Here is an 18090-nt window from a genome sequence, read left to right on the forward strand (position 1 = left end):
TTATTATAAAACTTTATGATATAATAATTTGGTAAATAGGTGGTTTTTTGAGCAATTTTAAAAATAAAAATAAATATATAAAAAGAAGAGCTTTTGCTCTTTTGATTATTTTATTTTTGCTAATGGTTTTTGGAAAGTTATTAAGGGGAAATCGAGTAAATGATTATAAAACAATTTTTCCAACTTTAACCACTTTTGAAAAAGACATTGACACAACAATATATAATCTTTTCGAAGAGAAAGCTTACTATGCAAATGGCGATGGAGTAGTAGTTTTCCACGCAAGTGAAGGTCAAAAAGTTCCTTCTGGATATGAAGTTGCAAACTTAAACTTAATGGGCGATGTATCTTCTTTAAAAGATGAATTAGCTAAGGTAAATGCAGCTATTAAAATTAAAAAGGGAATTGAACCCTTAGAAAAAGAAAATTCAAAAACTTTTACAAAGAATTTGCAAGAAGAGATAAAAAATAAAAATTTTGCTGGTGTTTATTATGATATAAACTCCTCAGATAATGGGATTGGTGAAAATATAAACACGGCTGAACTAAAAGAGTATCTTGAAATGTCTGAAACTGCTTTAAATAATAAAAAAGAAGAATTAGAAAAGGAGATTTCTAAATATAACTTTTCTTATAGATCAGAATTTAGCGGAATTGTTTCCTATAAAATTGACGGAAATGAAGAGTACTTTAATAATAATGACCTTGATAAGTTTACATACAAGTATTTAAATAGGAATTATAACTTTAAAAATCTTGAAATGGAAACAAAGGTTAAAAAAGGAGAACCACTCTTTAAGATTATCAACAATTTAAATTGGAAAGTAGCCTGTACTATTTCAAATGCATCAAATATTGCGAACTATAACATAGGTGATTCTGTAAAAATTCAAATACCAGATATAGAAGATATGTATGGTGTTGTGGAAAAAATAAATAAAGATGAAAACCATGCAGTTATTATCGTTAGTTTAGACAGATATTTTGAAAATATGTACTCAAATAGAGTTCACGATGGTAAAATAATTGTAAATAAAACTAAGGGTTTTGAAATTCCAAAATCTACTTTGATTGAGAGAAATGATCTCACAGGAGTTTATGTACAAGAAATCAAAGGACTTGTAAAGTTTGTGCCAGTTGATATTGTAAGTGAATCAAATGACACAGTGTTTATTAATAGAGGCAATAAGCAATCTGTATTTAGCATAGGAGAGAAATCCTACAAGACCTTAACTGTTAATGACGCGATAGTAATTAACCCAAAAACAGTTGATGAATCAAGGATATTAAACTGAGGTGATAAGTTGAATTTAAAAGATAATTTAAAAAAACTTTATGAAGATATAGAAATAGCCAAGGACAAGTCTAACTTTAATAGAAATGTTAAGCTAATAGCTGTTTCTAAAACTCACCCAGTGGAAATGATTGATGAATTTAACAAGCTGGGAGTCAAAGATTTTGGTGAGAATAAAGTCCAAGAACTTGTTTCTAAGATTGAAGATGAAAAAATTAAAGAAAGTTTAAAAAATAATGAATTAAATTTTCATTTAATTGGAAATTTACAGACTAATAAAGTAAAATATATTTATAATAAAGTTAAATTAATTCAGTCACTTGATAGGATTAAGCTTGCCGAAGAAATTGACAAAAGAGCAAAAAAAGATGGCATTATTGTCGAATGCTTAGTTCAAATTAATATTGGGGATGAAGATAGTAAGTTTGGTATAAAGTATGATGAAACAGAAGCCTTTATATATGAACTTCTTGAATATAAAAATTTAAAAATTAAGGGTCTTATGGCTATTGCTCCAAATACCGAAGATGAACTTTTGCTAAGAAAATTATTTGAGAAAATGAATAATAAATTTGAGGAGATTTCATCAAAGAGATTTGAAGGCGTAGAAATGAAATACCTTTCAATGGGAATGAGTCATGATTTTAAATTGGCTATAGAAGAAGGTTCCAACATGATTAGAGTTGGTTCTAAACTTTTTGGAAATAGAAATTATAATTAGGAGGATATTATGGCAGAAAAAACAATGGATAAACTAAAGAAAATCTTTGGTTTTGCAGACGAATATGAGTATGAAGATTTTGATGATGAGTTTGAAAAGGAGACAAATGAAAGTGAAGCTGTAGAACCAGCTTATACTCCTAAGCCAGTTAGCCACAAGCCAGCAACAAAAGCAAAAGTTTCAGCAAGCAACATGGTAATTACAGTTCATGAACCACTATCTTATGATGAATCACCACTTATTGTTGATGATCTTAGAGACTTTAAGGCAGTAGTTCTTAACTTTGAACAACTTGATGTTGATGTTAAAAGACAAATTTTTGATTTTGTTAGTGGGGCTCTTTATGCACTTGATGGTAAGATGCAAAAGGTAAATAAGGATATCTTTATTCTTGCACCAAACAATGTTGAAATCGATGGATTAAAGGAACAACTCAAGAACAACGGAATGTTCCCTTGGTAAATTTAAACAGAATAGATTTAATTAATCATATTAACAGACCTGAAGAAAAGATTTCTATTAGAAGAGTAATTGACAAAATGGAATCTGTAATGAATAGTCATATTTCGACTTCAACAGACTTCCTAAATCCTCACGAGATTAATTTATCTATTTCCATATTGAATAGGTTTAGGGACAACATCTCTTATGAAGTTGATGGGGGATATGAAGATAGCGAATCTAGCATTATCTACATATACCCCTCTTATATGTATGAAAAAGAAGATGTTGACCTCGTCCTATTTAAGTTTGAAACTAATAATAAAATTAAACATGGTGATATACTAGGCTCTATTTTAGGACTTAGTGTAGACAGAGGAAAAATAGGTGATATTTTAATTGGGGAAAAATACACTTATTTTTTTGTGAAAAGAGAAATTGCAAATTTTGTTGAAATTAATCTTACAAAGGTATCAAGGTATAATATATTACTTTTAAGAGAAGATGATATAAGTGGTCTACCAAAAAAAGAGTACGATTATAAAAAGATAATTGTTTCTTCTTTTAGGTTGGATAACTTAATTTCAAAAGTTTTTAATCTTTCAAGGTCAAAAGTTAAGGATATGATAAAGTCTGAGCTTGTTAAGGTCAACTTTGCGAAGGAAACAAGGTCTCATCTTGAATTAGAATTGGGTGACCTGGTTTCTCTTAGACATTATGGAAGATTTAGGATTTTTAATTTAGAAGGAAACACTAAAAAGGGAAATTTTGTATTAATCGTGAGATTAAACAAATGAGGAGATATTTATGTTTGTTGCTATTTTTAGCATTATTTTAATTATTATAGACCAGTTCACAAAATTTTTAGCTGCAAGTAATCTAGCTAATAAAGATTCTGTTGTATTAATAGATAATTTTTTAAGACTTTATTACATAGAGAATAGAGGGGCAGCCTTTGGAATTCTTCAAGGTTTTAGGTATCTATTTGCAGTTATAACATTGGCAGTTCTAATTATATTAATTGTATTTTTAATTAAGAATTATAATAAAATTCCCTTTATCTATCTACTTAGTTTTAGTCTATTAATAGGTGGTACTATAGGAAATTTTATTGATAGGATAAGACTTCACTATGTTATAGATTTTATTAGTATGAAATTCTTTGGATATGATTTTGCCATTTTCAATTTTGCTGATGTATTCATAGTTGTGGGAACAATTTTGATTTCTATAGGAATACTGCTTCACGATAATAAAAGGTGATTTATGTATAAAAACACTTTTAATGTAGATAAGGAATCAGTAGGACTAAGACTAGATAAGTTTTTAGAGAAAAATCTTGAAATAAACAGGTCACAGATAAAAAAAAATATTGTTGAAGGAAATATTTTAGTTAATAATAAAAAGGAAAAAGCTGGTTATAACTTAAAATTAGATGACGAAATATCAGTAGAGTATGAGGACGATTTTAGTTTGTCGCCAGAAAAAATTGATTTTGATGTTTTATATGAGGATGACTATCTAGCTGTGATATCAAAACCACAAGGTCTTATTGTCCATCCTGGTGCTGGTAATAACAATGGGACTCTTGTTAATGGGCTTTTATATAAATTTAAAGAGCTTTCTAATCCTAAAGATTCTGATAGACCAGGAATAGTCCATAGACTTGATAAAGATACATCTGGTCTAATGCTTGTTGCAAAAAAAGATGAAGCCTATTACAAATTAGTTGATATGTTTAAAAATAGACAGATAGAAAAACACTACCTGGCCATTTGTCATGGAAATATTTACGAAGATTTTGGACTTAATGCTCCTATTGGAAGAGACCCTAATAATAGGACTAAGATGAAGGTTATTGATGAAAATTCTAAAGAAGCTTTTACTAGTTTCAAAGTCTTGAAAAACTTTGATAAATATACTCTATTAGATGTTCACCTTCACACAGGAAGAACACATCAAATTAGAGTTCACTTGGCCTATGTAAATCACCCAGTAGTTGGCGATGAGATTTATGGAATAAAAAATAAATTTAAAATTAATAAACAGCTTTTACATGCTTATAAACTTAAATTCACACACCCAATAAGTGGAGAAGAATTAGAAATAATAGATAAGTTCCCAGTAAGATTTGAAGATTTTATAAATAATTTTAGTTAGGAGATATAAAATGAAAGACTATGATGTAATAATTGTAGGAGCAGGTGCTTCTGGTGTATTTGCTTCTTATGAATTCAAAAAAATTAACTCAGACCTAAGGGTTCTAGTTATAGATAAGGGAAATTCAATTTACAGAAGGCAGTGCCCTATAAAAACTGGAAAAGTTGAGACTTGTATCTCCTGCAATCCTTGCAACATTATGAATGGTTATGGCGGAGCCGGAACTCTATCAGATGGAAAATATAATATCACTACAAATTTTGGTGGACAAATGCATGACTTCCTTGGTAAGGAAGATTCCATAGAACTAATGGAATATGTTGATAAGGTTCTTTGTGATTTTGATGGAGGAGACTCTAAATTATACGAGACAAAATCATCTAATTTAAAAACTCTTGCACTAAAACATGACTTACACCTTCTTGATGCCAAGGTAAGACACTTTGGAACAGATAGAAATCTTAAAATTCTAGAAAAAATATATGAATGGACTAAGGATAAGGTCGAAATAATTTTCAACACAACTATTGTTGATGTTGATAAGAAAGATAAATTTATTTTAACTAGTGACAAGGGTGAAAGCTATTCATGTGATAAATTAGTTCTTGCTTCTGGTAGAAGTGGATCTAAGTGGATTTCTGAAATTTGTAAAAAATTTAATATTAAGTTATTTTCTAACCAAGTTGATATTGGTGTTAGGGTGGAATTGCCAGCAGAGGTCTTTAAGCATATAACAGACGCTGTATATGAATCTAAAATAGTTTACCAAACAAAAATGTATAATGACTTAGTAAGAACCTTTTGTATGAACCCCTATGGGCAAGTAGTAGCTGAAAATACTAATGGTATAATCACAGTTAATGGTCACTCCTATGCAGATCCAAAACTCCAATCAGAGAATACTAACTTTGCCCTTCTTGTTAGCAATAAATTTACGGAACCTTTTAAGGATTCTAATGAGTATGGCGAATCAATTGCTAAGTTATCTAATATGCTTGGTGGAGGTGTTCTTCTTCAAAGATTTGGTGATTTGGTCAAGGGAAGAAGATCAGATGAGAGAAGGATGCAAAAGTGTTTCACAGAGCCAACCCTTAAGGCTACACCTGGAGACCTATCTCTTGTAATACCTAAGAGGCAACTGGATTCCATAATTGAAATGATTTATGCTCTTGATAAAATTGCTCCTGGTACAGCCAACGATGACACACTTTTATATGGAGTAGAAGTTAAATTTTATAATTCTAGGGTTGAAACGGACAACAACTTTGAAACTTCAGTTGATGGATTATTTGTTGTGGGCGATGGTGGCGGTGCAACTCATTCTCTTTCACAAGCATCTGCTTGTGGCGTTTACGTTGCTAGATATCTAAATAATATATTATCTTAAGAGTATGCTTATGCATACTCTTTTCTTGATATAGCGGTTATTTTTCAGGTATAATATAAAGATATGAAATGAGGATGTAGTATGGATAATAAAGAATTAATTAATGATATAAATAACAACGTAAATGAATATATAAGAAATATAAAAGAGGGTTATGATGATAAGAAGGCACTTGTTATAACTCATGGATGTCAAATGAATGAGCACGATTCAGAGAAAATAACTTGGCTTCTTGAGAAAATGGGCTATAGCTTTGTCAATGAAATTGATGATGCGGATTTTGTTATTTTAAACACTTGCTCAGTAAGACATTCAGCAGAAGATAAAGTTTATGGTCAACTGGGAAACTTAAAAAATTTAAAGTCAAAAAAGAAAAATATTAAAATTGCAGTTTGTGGATGTATGATGCAAAGGGATGAATCTAGGAATTATGTTATAGAAAAATTTCCAAATGTAGATATAATTTTTGGAACGAATAATATTTGGAAATTGCCAGAACTCTTAACTGCTTCATACAATGGGACGAAGCTTGCTATGGATATCGAAGAAAATGCCCTTAGTATTGACGATAAGCTTGGAGCCAATAGACTTTATAATTTTAAGTCCTACGTTAATATTATGTATGGTTGTAACAATTTCTGCTCCTATTGTATAGTTCCTTACACAAGAGGGCGAGAAACGAGCAGGAGACCAGGTGAAATCATAAGAGAAATAGAAGATTTAGCAAGGAATGGAACAAAAGAAGTAACGCTACTAGGACAGAATGTAAATTCCTATGGGAAAACACTTGATGAGAAATTCTCCTTTGCTAATCTCTTAGAAGAAATTAATGACATAAAAGGCATTGAGAGACTTAGGTTTATGACCTCACACCCTAAGGATATTTCAGATGAGCTTATTTATTCTTTTAAAAATCTAGATAAGCTTTGTAATTTTTTACATCTACCTGTTCAAGCAGGTTCATCAAGTGTTCTTAAAATGATGAATAGAAAGTACACTAAGGAAGATTATCTTAGAAAAATTGATAAGGTAAAGAATGTAAATCCAAACATTGCTCTTTCAACTGATATTATGGTTGGTTTTCCTGGAGAAAGCGAAGAGGACTTCTTGGATACTTTAGATTTAGTAAAAAGAGTTGAGTACGATACTGCTTTTACCTTTATTTATTCTGTTAGAGAAAATACTCCGGCTGCTAATAGGACTGACCAAGTTCCAGACAAGGTAAAACATGATAGGTTTGAAAGATTGCTTGATGTTCTTTATCCAATTCAAGAAAGAAAAAATAAGGCATTCATTGGTAAAGAAGTTAATGTACTTGTTGAAGATATTTCTAAGAAAAATGAAAGTAAGGTAAGTGGAAGAACTGATGAATTTAAATTAGTTAACTTCAAAGGCGATAAAAATGATGTAGGAAATATTGTAAAAGTTAGGATAAAAGACGCAAATAGTTTTTCTCTAGTAGGTGAAAAGATTGAATCGTGAAAAATTAACTCCAATGATGCAGCAATATCTTGCTGTTAAGGATGAGAATCCAGACTCCATTTTATTTTTTAGACTTGGAGATTTTTATGAAATGTTCTTTGATGATGCCTTATTAGCGTCAAGAGAACTCGAAATAACTCTTACTAGAAGAGATGCTGGATTAGAAGATAAAGCTCCTATGTGTGGTGTCCCATACCACGTAGCATCTTCTTATATTTCAAAGTTAATAGATAAGGGTTATAAGGTTGCAATTTGTGATCAGATTGAAGATCCAAAGCTTGCAAAGGGTATAGTAAAAAGAGAAGTTACACAGATTATTACTCCTGGAACATTTACTGACACAGAATATTTAAAGAGTGATTTAAATAATTATCTCCTATCTATTTATATTCAAGGTTACTCTTTAAACTTAACTTATTCAGACTATTCCACAGGTGAAATTTACTTTACTAATAGGACTTTCTTATCTAAGACAGAACTATTTAGATTTCTTCAAAACCAAATAGATAGGATTAGCCCAAATGAGATTCTAATTAATGAAGATGCCTTAGCTACTTTTAAAAAGGAAACTAAAAAGAGCAATGTATTTTTAAACCCATATATTGCTGAGAATCTTAAAGAAAGTAATATATTCAAGAATTTTGGGAACTATTTTAGTGATAATTTTAAAAACAACTTAAAAGACTTCCTATCTGATAATAAGATAGCTGATTTCACATCACTAAAAAAGATTTTGCAATATTTAGTTGTAACTCAAAAAATCAATTTAAAGCATATAAATAATATTTCTTATTACAATAATTATGATTTTTTACTTTTGGATGAAAGCTCAAAAAGAACACTTGAGTTAGTTAAAGGATTAAACACTTTTACAAAAAAAGGCTCTCTATTAGATGTCTTAGATAAGTGTAGTACATCTATGGGGTCAAGGAAATTAAAAAAATGGGTGGAAAGTCCCTTAGTTGATTTAAATAAAATAGAGGAAAGACAAAATATTATTGAATCTTTTACAAGAAATTTATTATTGCAGGACAAGATAGAAAAAATTTTAAGAGAAGTCTATGATATTGAAAGACTTGTAGTAAAGATATCAAATGGAAGCATAAATCCCCGTGAGTTATACTCTCTTAAGTCTACAATAGAAAATTCAAATATAATAAAAAGAATTTTAGAAGAACAAGGCAATAAGTATTTAAATTCACTTTCAGAAGAATTTATTAACTTATCTGATGTTTACGATGAAATTGATAAAGTTTTAATAGAAAACCCACCAGTAGTAATCGAAGAAAATAGGATTATTAGAGATGGATATTCTTCTGAATTAGATGAGCTCTTTAAAATTTCAACAGAAGGAAAAAACTGGTTACTTGACTTCGAAGAAAAGGAAAGAAATAGGACTGGAATAAAGAAATTAAAGGTTAAACACAACAAAATATTAGGTTATTTTATTGAAGTCACAAAGTCCTTCTTGGACCAAGTGCCAGATGATTATATCAGAAAGCAAACCTTAGTGGGTTCTGAAAGGTTCTTTTCCATGGAATTAAAAGATATGGAAGGAAAGTTGCTTGGGTCAAAAGAAAGAGCCTTGTCTATGCAGGCTGAAATCTATAATAATTTAAAAGATTTTATTGGCAAAGAAATTTATAGAATACAAATTCTTGCAGATAAACTTTCAAAACTTGATTCTCTTTTATCTCTTGCTAAAGTTTCAAGCTTAAATAACTATGTGAGACCTAAATTTAACAAGGAAGGATATATAGAAATAAAAGCAGGAAGACATCCAATAGTTGAGTCTTATATGAAGGATGATTTCTTTGTGCCAAATGATACCTTTATAGATACTAAGGACAATATGATACATATCATAACTGGTCCCAATATGGCGGGTAAGTCAACTTATATGAGGCAGGTTGCACTTATTACAATTATGGCACATATTGGTTGCTTTGTGCCTTGTGATTCTTGTAATATTTCCTTAGTAGACAGGATTTTTACAAGAATAGGAGCTAGTGATAATTTGGCGATGGGTCAATCAACTTTTATGGTTGAGATGCAAGAGGTTGCCGATATAATACAAAATGCATCTTCTAACTCTCTTTTAATACTAGATGAAGTGGGAAGAGGAACAAGTACCTTTGACGGCCTTGCAATAGCAAATGCAATAATAGAGTACATCGCAGAAAATATTAAGGCAAAAACACTTTTTGCAACACATTACCATGAATTAGTCCATCTTGAAGATAAATATCATTCCGTTGAAAACCTAACTATAGCTGTAGATAGACAAGAAGATGACATTATATTTTTAAGGAAAATTATCAAGGGATTTACAAATAATTCTTATGGAATTGATGTAGCAAAACTTGCAGGCATTGATGATAGGATAATTAATAGGGCAAAAGATGTTCTAGCTCTTATTGAGAAAGAAAACGAAGGACTTAATATTGATCTTAATAAGGAAATTATAAGAGAAGAGAAATCCAGCCCAGAAGTCGAAAACTTTATCAATAAATTAAGAGATATAAACATACTTGAAGTAAGTCCAATGGAGGCCTTTAATTTATTAGATGAAATAGTTAAAAAATCTAAGGAGTTAAAATGATAAGACTTTTAGATGAACAAACAATATCAAAAATTGCAGCAGGAGAAATAATTGAAAACTCTGCGTCTATTGTAAAAGAATTAGTTGAGAATTCAATTGATGCTGGAGCAGATGACATTTTAGTTGAGCTAAGAGGCGAAAGTACTAATTATATAAAAGTTTCTGACAATGGTTTAGGATTTTCTGAAGAAGACCTTGAATTAGCCTTTCTACGCCACTCTACATCCAAACTTCAAGTAATTGAAGACCTTGAAAAAATTAGAACTCTTGGATTTCGTGGAGAAGCTCTTGCAAGTATTTCGAATATTTCTAAAATAAAACTAATGACAAAAAGGGAAAATGACTTAGCAGGGAATTCCCTTGTCATAGAAAATGGAAAAATTATCAAAAAAAATAAAGTTGGAATGCCAAAGGGTACAACTTTTATTATTAATGATGTTTTTTACAATACTCCTGTTAGGAAGAAGTTTCTTAGAAAAGATTCTACAGAGATAAGTAATATAATTGATATTGTGCAAAAAATTGCCCTATCAAATAATAATATTAAATTTACCTTAATAAGGGACGGAAAGACTATTCTCAATACAGGAAATGACAAAGATCCTATTAATAGAATATTTTCCATCCTAGGCTCAGAAATAGCTTCTTCTCTAAATGAAGGAAGATTTGAATCTGAAAATTATACAATTAGAGGATTTTTCTCTGATAATAAGTTATTTAGATCTAATAGAGACAGTCAATATATTTTTGTAAACGGAAGGTTTATAAGAGATATAAATATTTCAAGAGCGGTAGAAAAAAATTATAATTCCTTGATTCCATTAAACAGGTACCCTGTGTTTATCTTATACATTGATATAGATCCTAAATTAATTGACGTAAATATTCATCCAAAGAAAAACGAAATTAAAATTTCAAATGAAAATATCTTAACAGCACTTCTATCTGAAGTAGTTGAGGAAGTTATTTTTCCTAACAGGTCTATAAGGGAAATAGAATTTGAAGATAAGAAAGAAAATATAAATGTTTTCGATATTTTTGATGAAGATGATCTTGAAGAATCTCTAGATTCTATTGAAACAACAAAGACAGGAGATAATAATGGGCTCAAAAGTCTATGGGATTTAGAGAGGGAAAATGAAGAATTCGAAATTCGAGAAGAAAAAGCCTTTAATGAAGAAGCTTTGTTATATAAAGAAGAAGAGAAAAGTGATTTAAAATCCTCTAATGAACAAGAGCAACATCTAGAAAAAAACTTTTTATCTAATAGTGAAGCTAGTCGAATTGATGAAGGCCTTTTAAACACAAGAATAAGTGGAGTTCTATTTAAGACTTATATTTTGTTGGAAAATCAAAGAGATGGCAAAGTTTTTGTCGTTGATCAACACGCAGCTCATGAGAGAGTAAACTATGAAAAATTTCTAAATATGTATCTCAACAGTGAAATATCTTCACAAATTTTAATTAAACCGGAGATTATTGAATTAAATCAAATTGAGTACGACAAAATTCTAACATATCTTGATTTATTTACTAAGCTGGGATTTAAGATTGAAGATTTTGGAAATGGGTCTGTTGTCCTAAGAGAAGTTCCAATGATTTTTGGACTTCCAACTTATGTAAATTTTATTAGAGATATAATAGACTCTCTTGATAAAGAGATTTCATCGAATTATGAAGCAGATCTTTATAAAATTATGAGAAAAGCTTGTAAGGCTTCAGTTAAGGCGGGAGATGACTTGTCTGATATTGAAATAGAAGCTTTAATAAGAGACTTGAAAAATTGTGAAAATCCCTACACTTGTCCTCATGGAAGACCAACGATAGTGGAAGTTTCAAAACACACAATTTCAAAATTATTTTTGAGGGAATAAATGGAAAATTTATTAATACTTACTGGACCAACTGGAATAGGTAAAACTGAAATTTCATTAGAACTTGCTAAAAAATATAAGGGAGAAATAATTTCCAGTGACTCCATGCAAATTTATAAGAAATTAGATATTGGTACAGCTAAGGTTGATCTTAAAAATACAGAAATCCCCCACCATATGGTGGATATAATTGATCCTGATAAAAATTTTTCCGTTGCAGATTTTAAATACATGGCTGAAGAAATTATTAGTGAAATAAATAATAGGGAAGGACTGCCACTTGTAGTTGGTGGTACAGGCTTATATATAAATTCTCTTGTCTATAATCTTGATTTCACTGAAACAGAAGCAGACTACGCTTATAGAGAAGAGTTAAATAAAATCTTACAAGAAAGAGGCAGTGAATTTCTTTACACTAAACTTTATGAACTCAATAAGGATATGGCAGAAAAAATTCATCCAAACAATGGTCAAAGAATTATTAGAGCCTTAGAAATTTTAAAAGACGGAAATGAAAAAGGAAATAATTTTCGACAAGAGAATGGAGACTACAATTTAATCTTTATTGGCTTAAATATGGATAGAGAAAGGCTTTATGAAAGAATAAATAAGAGGGTTGACAAGATGATAGAGCTTGGTCTTGTTGAAGAAGTAAAGGACCTATTAGATGCTGGTTTAGATAAAGGCTCACAATCCCTTAAGGCAATTGGATATAAGGAAGTTATATCATATCTTGATGGTGAGATTGAATATAATGAAATGATTGAACTTATAAAAAAGAATTCAAGGCACTATGCTAAGAGACAATTAACCTGGTTTAGAAGAGATAATCGCATACAATGGTTTGATAGGGAGTCAGATAATTTATTAAAAAAAATTGAGACTTACATCGATAGTAAATTAGACTGAGGTTTTAGGAGAAAAGATGACAATATACGATAATTTATTTAAAGAAAAATATAATATAGACCCGAAAATAATTGAATTTGTAAATAGAATAGAAGACTCTCTTCAAGAGAGGTTTAAAGAATTTAGTGACATAGCCCAATACAACCAAGTTAAAATTTTAAAAGCTATGCAAGAAGAGGGACTTAAGGCAACAGACTTCAATTGGACAACAGGATATGGTTATGGAGATATAGGAAGAGATAAGGTTGAATCCATCTATGCAAGAATTTTTAATGTAGAGGACAGTCTTGTTAGGTCTAACATTGTATCAGGTACCCATGCTATTACACTTGCAATTAAAGCTATTTTAAAGCCAGGGGACCATTTATTATCCATTACATCAACTCCCTATGATACCTTACAAAAGGTAATAGGTTTAAGGGGAGACAGCCCTGATTCTTTAATAAAATCTGGGTATGAGTATTCTGAGATTCCCCTAGTGGACAATATGATAGATATAGGTGGCATAAAAGATTATATACAAGACAACACTAGCCTTGTTATAATGCAAAGATCCACAGGTTACTCTAATAGGAGGGCATTTACTGTTTCTGAACTTAAAGAAGCTGTAGATGAAGTCAAGAGATTAAATAAGGATATAAAAATTTTTGTAGACAATTGCTATGGAGAATTTACAGAATTAATTGAGCCTAGTGAAATCGGGATTGATATAATGGCGGGGTCCTTAATAAAAAATCCAGGAGGAGGACTATGTTATACAGGTGGATATGTTGCTGGTAAAAAAGAGCTTGTTGAAAGGGCAGCCAATTTTTTAACTGCACCAGGAATAGGCAAGGACTGTGGACTAACATTTGGTATGACTAGACAAATATTACAAGGACTTTTTATTTCACCCAAAATTGTTGAAGATGCAATCAGAGGTGCGACATTATTTTCAAGATCTTTTGAAGAATTAGGATTTAGAACAATACCAACAAGCACTGATCCAAGAAGCGATATTGTTACAGCAATAGAACTTAAAAAACCTGAAATTCTTGAAATATTTTGTAAGTACATTCAATTTTCATCTCCAGTTGACTCAGAATTCACACCAGTCCCTTGGGATATGCCAGGATATGACGACAAAGTAATAATGGCTGCAGGAGACTTTATAGAAGGCTCATCTATTGAATTATCAGCAGATGGACCTATGAGAGAACCTTATTATGTATATTTTCAAGGAGGTCTCTCTTACTATCATATAAAATTTGCTCTAATTAATTTATTAAATGCATTATATAAAGAAAGTCTAATCTTAATTTAATTTAATTGTTAATAAGAAAATATAAGCAAAGGCATATTATAAAATGCTAATTTTTAAACTTAAAGAACCCTACTGTTGTATAGCAGTAGGGTTCTTTTGAATTAGTTAAATCGTCTATAAAGTCCAATGATTTTACCAAGTATATCAATTTTGTCAAAGTAGAGGGGTTCCATTGTATCATTTTCAGGTTGTAGCCTAAATCTATTTTCTTCTTTGTAATATGTTTTAATTGTTGCTTCGTCCTCAATTAAAGCTAAAACTTTTTCTCCATTATTTGCACAATGTGTTTTTTCAATAATTACATAGTCACCATCAAAAATTCCTACATTGATCATACTTTCGCCAGAAACTTTTAAAATAAAAAGTTCTTTATCTGAAACGAAGTCAACTGGTAAAGGCATAGTGTCTTCAATGTTTTGAACGGCTAATATTGGGGCACCAGCAGTAACCTTTCCAAGCACAGGGACATCAACTGTTTTCTTCTTGAGCATTAAGATGTCATCATCTTGGGGAACAATTTCAATAGCCCTAGTTTTTGATGCATCCTTTCTTATATAGTTTGTAGTTTCAAGTTTTTCAAGTGCGTAATAAACAGTTGAGGTTGATTTAATGTTACAGCCTGCACAAATTTCACGAACAGTAGGTGGGTAGGACTTGGATTCGATAAATCTTTTAATAAAAAATAAAATTTCTAGTTCTCTTTGGTTTAAGTCTTCGTACATGGGATTACCTCCTATTTTTATTAAATTAATAATATCATATTTGAACAAGCATTTCAAACTCTAGTTTAAAAAACTTGTTCTTTTTTATTGACAAAAAAGAACATAAGATGTAACATATGTTTAGAACTTTTATTTGATACGATTGTTTGATACAAAGGTTTAAACTATAGTTGGAACATAATTTTGAGGTGATGAGATGAAGCGTACTATTATTATAAAGAAACAAAAAGTTTTAATTTTTTTATTGTTAATTTTTATTTTTAATTCTGGATTAATTTTAAAAAATGAATCAGATTTGAATATTAAAGAAGAAATTAAATATGACGTTTACACAGTAAAAAGTGGAGATACGATTTGGTCCATATCTGAAAATTATGATTATAAAAACAAAATGAAGTTTGTAATGGATATCGAAAGGGCAAATAGTATTTCATCTTACGATATTAAACCGGGATATAAATTAGCTATTCCTATATACAAAAGTAAATAGGATTAGCTTATATACACGCTTTTCTGTTTGACTTATGCTTTTAAAAGATATACAATTATTTTAAGGCTTGTGCCTTAATAATGATTTTAAAATTTGAAACATGAAAACTAAATAGGAGGTGTGTAAAATGGGTTTTAGTAGTACTTTAATATCTATTGTAATCGGTATTATTGGCTTAGCTATTGGCTATGCTGTTAGAAAATATATTTCTGAAGGTAAACTTAATAATGCTGAAGAATTATCTAAAAAGATAATATACGATGCTGAAAATCAAGCGCAAACACAAAAGAAAGTTTTGCTTGTTGAAGCTAAAGAAGAGATTCAAAAGTTAAGATCTGAGCAAGAAAATGAAGCTAAGATCAGAAGAGCTGAAATTAAAGAATTAGAGGACAGGGTTATATCTAAAGAAAAGCTTTTAGATAAAAAATCTTCTCAAGTTGAAAAGAAAGATGAAAAACTTAGTAAAAAATTAGAAGGTTTGAGAGAAAAAGAAGAACAAGCCGATGAACTTATAAAACAAAGAGAAGATGAACTTCAAAAAGTTGCTGGCCTAACTAAAGAAGAAGGTAAAGAAATTCTTTTAAATGAACTTAAAAAAGAAATAACTAATGAATCAGCACTTATTATTAAAGAAAATGAAAACAGGATTAAAGAAGAATCTGGTAAATATGCTAGAAATGTCATTGCTCAGGCTATTCAAAGATGTGCAGCCGACCAAGTTGCAGAATCTACTGTTGCTGTTGTAAATCTTCCAAACGATGAAATGAAGGGAAGAATAATAGGGCGTGAAGGTAGAAATATTAGAGCTATAGAGTCAATAACAGGAGTAGATTTAATTATTGATGATACTCCAGAAGCAGTTGTTCTATCTTGCTTCGACCCAATTAGAAGAGAGATAGCCAGAGTAGCTTTAGAAAAGCTTGTTAATGATGGTAGAATTCACCCTACAAAAATCGAAGAAACTGTTGAAAAGGCTAAAAACGAAGTAGAAACGATAATTAAGGAATCAGGTGAACAAGCAGCTTACGATGCTGGAGTTCACGGTCTACATCCAGAAATTATTAAATATTTAGGTAGACTAAAATACAGAACTAGTTACGGCCAAAATAACCTAAAACACTCAGTAGAAGTTGCAGAGATTGCAGGTATCTTAGCTGGGGAAATTGGAGCTGATGTTAAACTAGCAAAGAGAGGCGGACTTCTTCACGACATAGGAAAGTCAGTTGATAGAAATCTCGATGCTCCTCATGTTGACATTGGTGTTGAAATTGCAAGAAAATATCATGAATCCGAGCTTGTTATTAATGCAATTCAAGCCCACCATGGAGATGTTGAGCCTATATGTGTGGAATCTGTATTAGTTCAAGCAGCAGATGCTATTTCTGCAGCTAGACCAGGAGCTAGACGTGAAACAGTTGAATCTTATATTCAAAGGCTTGAAAAACTTGAAGAAATTGCAAACGAATTTGATGGAATTGAAAAGTCTTATGCAGTTCAAGCTGGACGTGAAATACGTATAATTGTAAAACCTGAAAAAATTTCCGAAGCAGAAATAACTATTACTGCCAGAGAAATTGTTAAAAGAATTGAGTCTGAACTAGATTTCCCTGGACAAATTAAAGTTAATGTCATAAGAGAAACTAGAGCAGTTGAATACGCAAAATAATTAAGAACCTGACATATGTCAGGTTTTTATTTTTATAGGAGGTGATGACTTGATAAATTCGAATTTAATTGATGATTTTTTAGATTATATGAAATCAACAAAGGGTGCATCTGATAACACTGTTAAAGAATATTATTATGACCTAAGGATGTTTGCAAGATTTATTAAAAGGAGGAAGGGTCTTGTAGGTTCAAATATTAATTTTGACGATATTACAATTGAAGATTTAAGCCCTGAGCTTCTTGAAAGTATTACTAAACAAGATATTTATGCCTATAACGCATTTTTAGAAAGAGAAAGGAAAATCTCAAATAGATCTAAATTTAGAAAGATTTCCTCAATTAGAAGTTTTTATAACTACCTTCACGCAAAGATTGATATAATTAAGGTAAATCCAGTAATAGATATTGATATGCCAAAGGTCGAAAAGACTCTTCCAGTTTATTTGACTTTAGATCAGAGCCTAAATTTATTAAAAACTATAGAGAAATCAAAGATTAAACCCCTTTATAAAAAGAGAGATTATGCAATCGTAACCTTGTTTTTAAATTGTGGCATGAGGCTTTCTGAACTTGCTGGTATAGACATATCCCATTTGCAGGAAGATAATACACTAAAAGTTATTGGAAAGGGTAATAAGGAAAGAATCATCTATTTAAATGAAGCATCACTTTATGCTATTGAAGAGTATCTAAAGCTTAGACCGCAAATAAAGGATGATGCCTTGTTTTTATCAATGAGACAAAAAAGGATGAGCAATAGGTCTATACAACATATGATAGAAAAACATATGAAAAACTCAGGTCTAGATACGAATATTTACTCAGTCCATAAGTTAAGGCATACTGCTGCAACTCTCTTGTATGAATATGGGAATGCTGACATAAGGGCACTTCAAGAAATCCTAGGACATGAGTCAGTTAACACTACTGAAATATATACGCATGTTAACAAAAAGGCTTTAAGAAAAATGGTGGACTCTAATCCACTTTCAAAACTCAATAATTTTACAAATAACAAAGATGAAAGTAATGAATAA

Annotated in this window: 16 protein-coding genes; 15 read left to right on the forward strand and 1 reads right to left on the reverse strand. The window is 30.5% G+C overall.

Translation table 11 applies throughout. The features are described 5' to 3' along the window. The first annotated feature begins 47 nt into the window (after positions 1-47). The 12 genes from HMPREF1864_RS02135 (at position 48) to HMPREF1864_RS02190 (ending at position 14173) form a co-directional block, all read left to right on the forward strand. Positions 48-1295 (forward strand): biotin/lipoyl attachment domain-containing protein, encoded by a 1248-nt coding sequence (locus HMPREF1864_RS02135; protein ID WP_062571200.1) that lies wholly within the window; start codon positions 48-50, stop codon positions 1293-1295. 9 nt (positions 1296-1304) lie between these two features. Next, positions 1305-2015, forward strand: coding sequence for a YggS family pyridoxal phosphate-dependent enzyme (locus tag HMPREF1864_RS02140; RefSeq protein WP_062571201.1), 711 nt, complete (start codon positions 1305-1307; stop codon positions 2013-2015). Positions 2016-2024: 9 nt separating this feature from the next. Then, positions 2025-2477 (forward strand): cell division protein SepF, encoded by a 453-nt coding sequence (locus HMPREF1864_RS02145; RefSeq protein WP_062571202.1) that lies wholly within the window; start codon positions 2025-2027, stop codon positions 2475-2477. Then, positions 2471-3253, forward strand: a complete 783-nt coding sequence (locus HMPREF1864_RS02150) for a YlmH family RNA-binding protein (protein WP_062571203.1) — start codon at positions 2471-2473, stop codon at positions 3251-3253. Before HMPREF1864_RS02145 ends, HMPREF1864_RS02150 begins: the two co-directional genes overlap by 7 nt. 10 nt (positions 3254-3263) lie before the next feature. Continuing rightward, complete coding sequence (gene lspA / locus HMPREF1864_RS02155) at positions 3264-3719, forward strand: signal peptidase II (protein WP_062571204.1); 456 nt, start codon at positions 3264-3266, stop codon at positions 3717-3719. 3 nt (positions 3720-3722) lie between these two features. Beyond that, a complete protein-coding gene (locus HMPREF1864_RS02160) occupies positions 3723-4616 on the forward strand; it encodes an RluA family pseudouridine synthase (RefSeq protein WP_062571205.1) in 894 nt (297 codons plus the stop codon). Positions 4617-4626: 10 nt separating this feature from the next. Beyond that, complete coding sequence (locus HMPREF1864_RS02165; protein WP_062571206.1) at positions 4627-6003, forward strand: NAD(P)/FAD-dependent oxidoreductase; 1377 nt, start codon at positions 4627-4629, stop codon at positions 6001-6003. 81 nt (positions 6004-6084) lie between these two features. Beyond that, positions 6085-7485 (forward strand): tRNA (N6-isopentenyl adenosine(37)-C2)-methylthiotransferase MiaB, encoded by a 1401-nt coding sequence (gene miaB, locus HMPREF1864_RS02170; protein WP_062571207.1) that lies wholly within the window; start codon positions 6085-6087, stop codon positions 7483-7485. Continuing rightward, positions 7475-10087: a DNA mismatch repair protein MutS gene (gene mutS / locus HMPREF1864_RS02175; RefSeq protein ID WP_062571208.1), complete on the forward strand. Its 2613-nt coding sequence runs from the start codon at positions 7475-7477 to the stop codon at positions 10085-10087. The genes miaB and mutS overlap by 11 nt, the downstream gene beginning before the upstream one ends. Beyond that, the gene (gene mutL, locus HMPREF1864_RS02180) at positions 10084-11961 is read left to right on the forward strand and encodes a DNA mismatch repair endonuclease MutL (protein ID WP_062571209.1); all 1878 of its coding nucleotides are present in this window, start codon (positions 10084-10086) and stop codon (positions 11959-11961) included. The genes mutS and mutL overlap by 4 nt, the downstream gene beginning before the upstream one ends. After that, positions 11962-12870 (forward strand): tRNA (adenosine(37)-N6)-dimethylallyltransferase MiaA, encoded by a 909-nt coding sequence (miaA, locus tag HMPREF1864_RS02185; protein WP_062571210.1) that lies wholly within the window; start codon positions 11962-11964, stop codon positions 12868-12870. Positions 12871-12886: 16 nt separating this feature from the next. Further along, on the forward strand, positions 12887-14173 hold the full coding sequence (locus HMPREF1864_RS02190) for a methionine gamma-lyase family protein (protein WP_062571211.1): 1287 nt from the start codon (positions 12887-12889) through the stop codon (positions 14171-14173). Between the two features lie 101 nt (positions 14174-14274). Here HMPREF1864_RS02190 and lexA read toward each other — a convergent pair whose 3' ends face one another. Beyond that, positions 14275-14895, reverse strand: coding sequence for a transcriptional repressor LexA (gene lexA, locus HMPREF1864_RS02195; RefSeq protein WP_062571212.1), 621 nt, complete (start codon positions 14893-14895; stop codon positions 14275-14277). A gap of 196 nt (positions 14896-15091) precedes the next feature. On the opposite strand from lexA, the gene HMPREF1864_RS02200 reads away from it, so the two are divergent. The 3 genes from HMPREF1864_RS02200 to HMPREF1864_RS02210 all read left to right on the forward strand — a co-directional run bounded on the left by HMPREF1864_RS02200 (position 15092) and on the right by HMPREF1864_RS02210 (position 18090). Continuing rightward, positions 15092-15385, forward strand: a complete 294-nt coding sequence (locus HMPREF1864_RS02200) for a LysM peptidoglycan-binding domain-containing protein (protein ID WP_062571213.1) — start codon at positions 15092-15094, stop codon at positions 15383-15385. 127 nt (positions 15386-15512) lie between these two features. Next, the gene (gene rny, locus HMPREF1864_RS02205; protein ID WP_062571214.1) at positions 15513-17051 is read left to right on the forward strand and encodes a ribonuclease Y; all 1539 of its coding nucleotides are present in this window, start codon (positions 15513-15515) and stop codon (positions 17049-17051) included. Between the two features lie 49 nt (positions 17052-17100). Continuing rightward, entirely contained in the window at positions 17101-18090 is a 990-nt protein-coding gene (locus HMPREF1864_RS02210; RefSeq protein ID WP_062571215.1) for a tyrosine recombinase XerC, read from the forward strand.

This window comes from Peptoniphilus sp. DNF00840, from assembly GCF_001553125.1.
GTDB classification, from domain to species: Bacteria; Bacillota; Clostridia; order Tissierellales; family Peptoniphilaceae; genus Peptoniphilus_A; species Peptoniphilus_A vaginalis.

What these genes read in the sequence shown, in the direction of transcription:
- HMPREF1864_RS02145 (WP_062571202.1), top strand. Translation starts at nt 2,025, where the DNA reads ATGGCAGAAAAAACAATGGATAAACTAAAGAAAATCTTTGGTTTTGCA.
- rny (WP_062571214.1), top strand. Translation starts at nt 15,513, where the DNA reads ATGGGTTTTAGTAGTACTTTAATATCTATTGTAATCGGTATTATTGGC.
- mutL (WP_062571209.1), top strand. Translation starts at nt 10,084, where the DNA reads ATGATAAGACTTTTAGATGAACAAACAATATCAAAAATTGCAGCAGGA.
- lspA (WP_062571204.1), top strand. Translation starts at nt 3,264, where the DNA reads ATGTTTGTTGCTATTTTTAGCATTATTTTAATTATTATAGACCAGTTC.
- miaA (WP_062571210.1), top strand. Translation starts at nt 11,962, where the DNA reads ATGGAAAATTTATTAATACTTACTGGACCAACTGGAATAGGTAAAACT.
- HMPREF1864_RS02160 (WP_062571205.1), top strand. Translation starts at nt 3,723, where the DNA reads ATGTATAAAAACACTTTTAATGTAGATAAGGAATCAGTAGGACTAAGA.
- miaB (WP_062571207.1), top strand. Translation starts at nt 6,085, where the DNA reads ATGGATAATAAAGAATTAATTAATGATATAAATAACAACGTAAATGAA.
- HMPREF1864_RS02190 (WP_062571211.1), top strand. Translation starts at nt 12,887, where the DNA reads ATGACAATATACGATAATTTATTTAAAGAAAAATATAATATAGACCCG.
- lexA (WP_062571212.1), bottom strand. Translation starts at nt 14,895, where the DNA reads ATGTACGAAGACTTAAACCAAAGAGAACTAGAAATTTTATTTTTTATT.
- HMPREF1864_RS02165 (WP_062571206.1), top strand. Translation starts at nt 4,627, where the DNA reads ATGAAAGACTATGATGTAATAATTGTAGGAGCAGGTGCTTCTGGTGTA.
- HMPREF1864_RS02200 (WP_062571213.1), top strand. Translation starts at nt 15,092, where the DNA reads ATGAAGCGTACTATTATTATAAAGAAACAAAAAGTTTTAATTTTTTTA.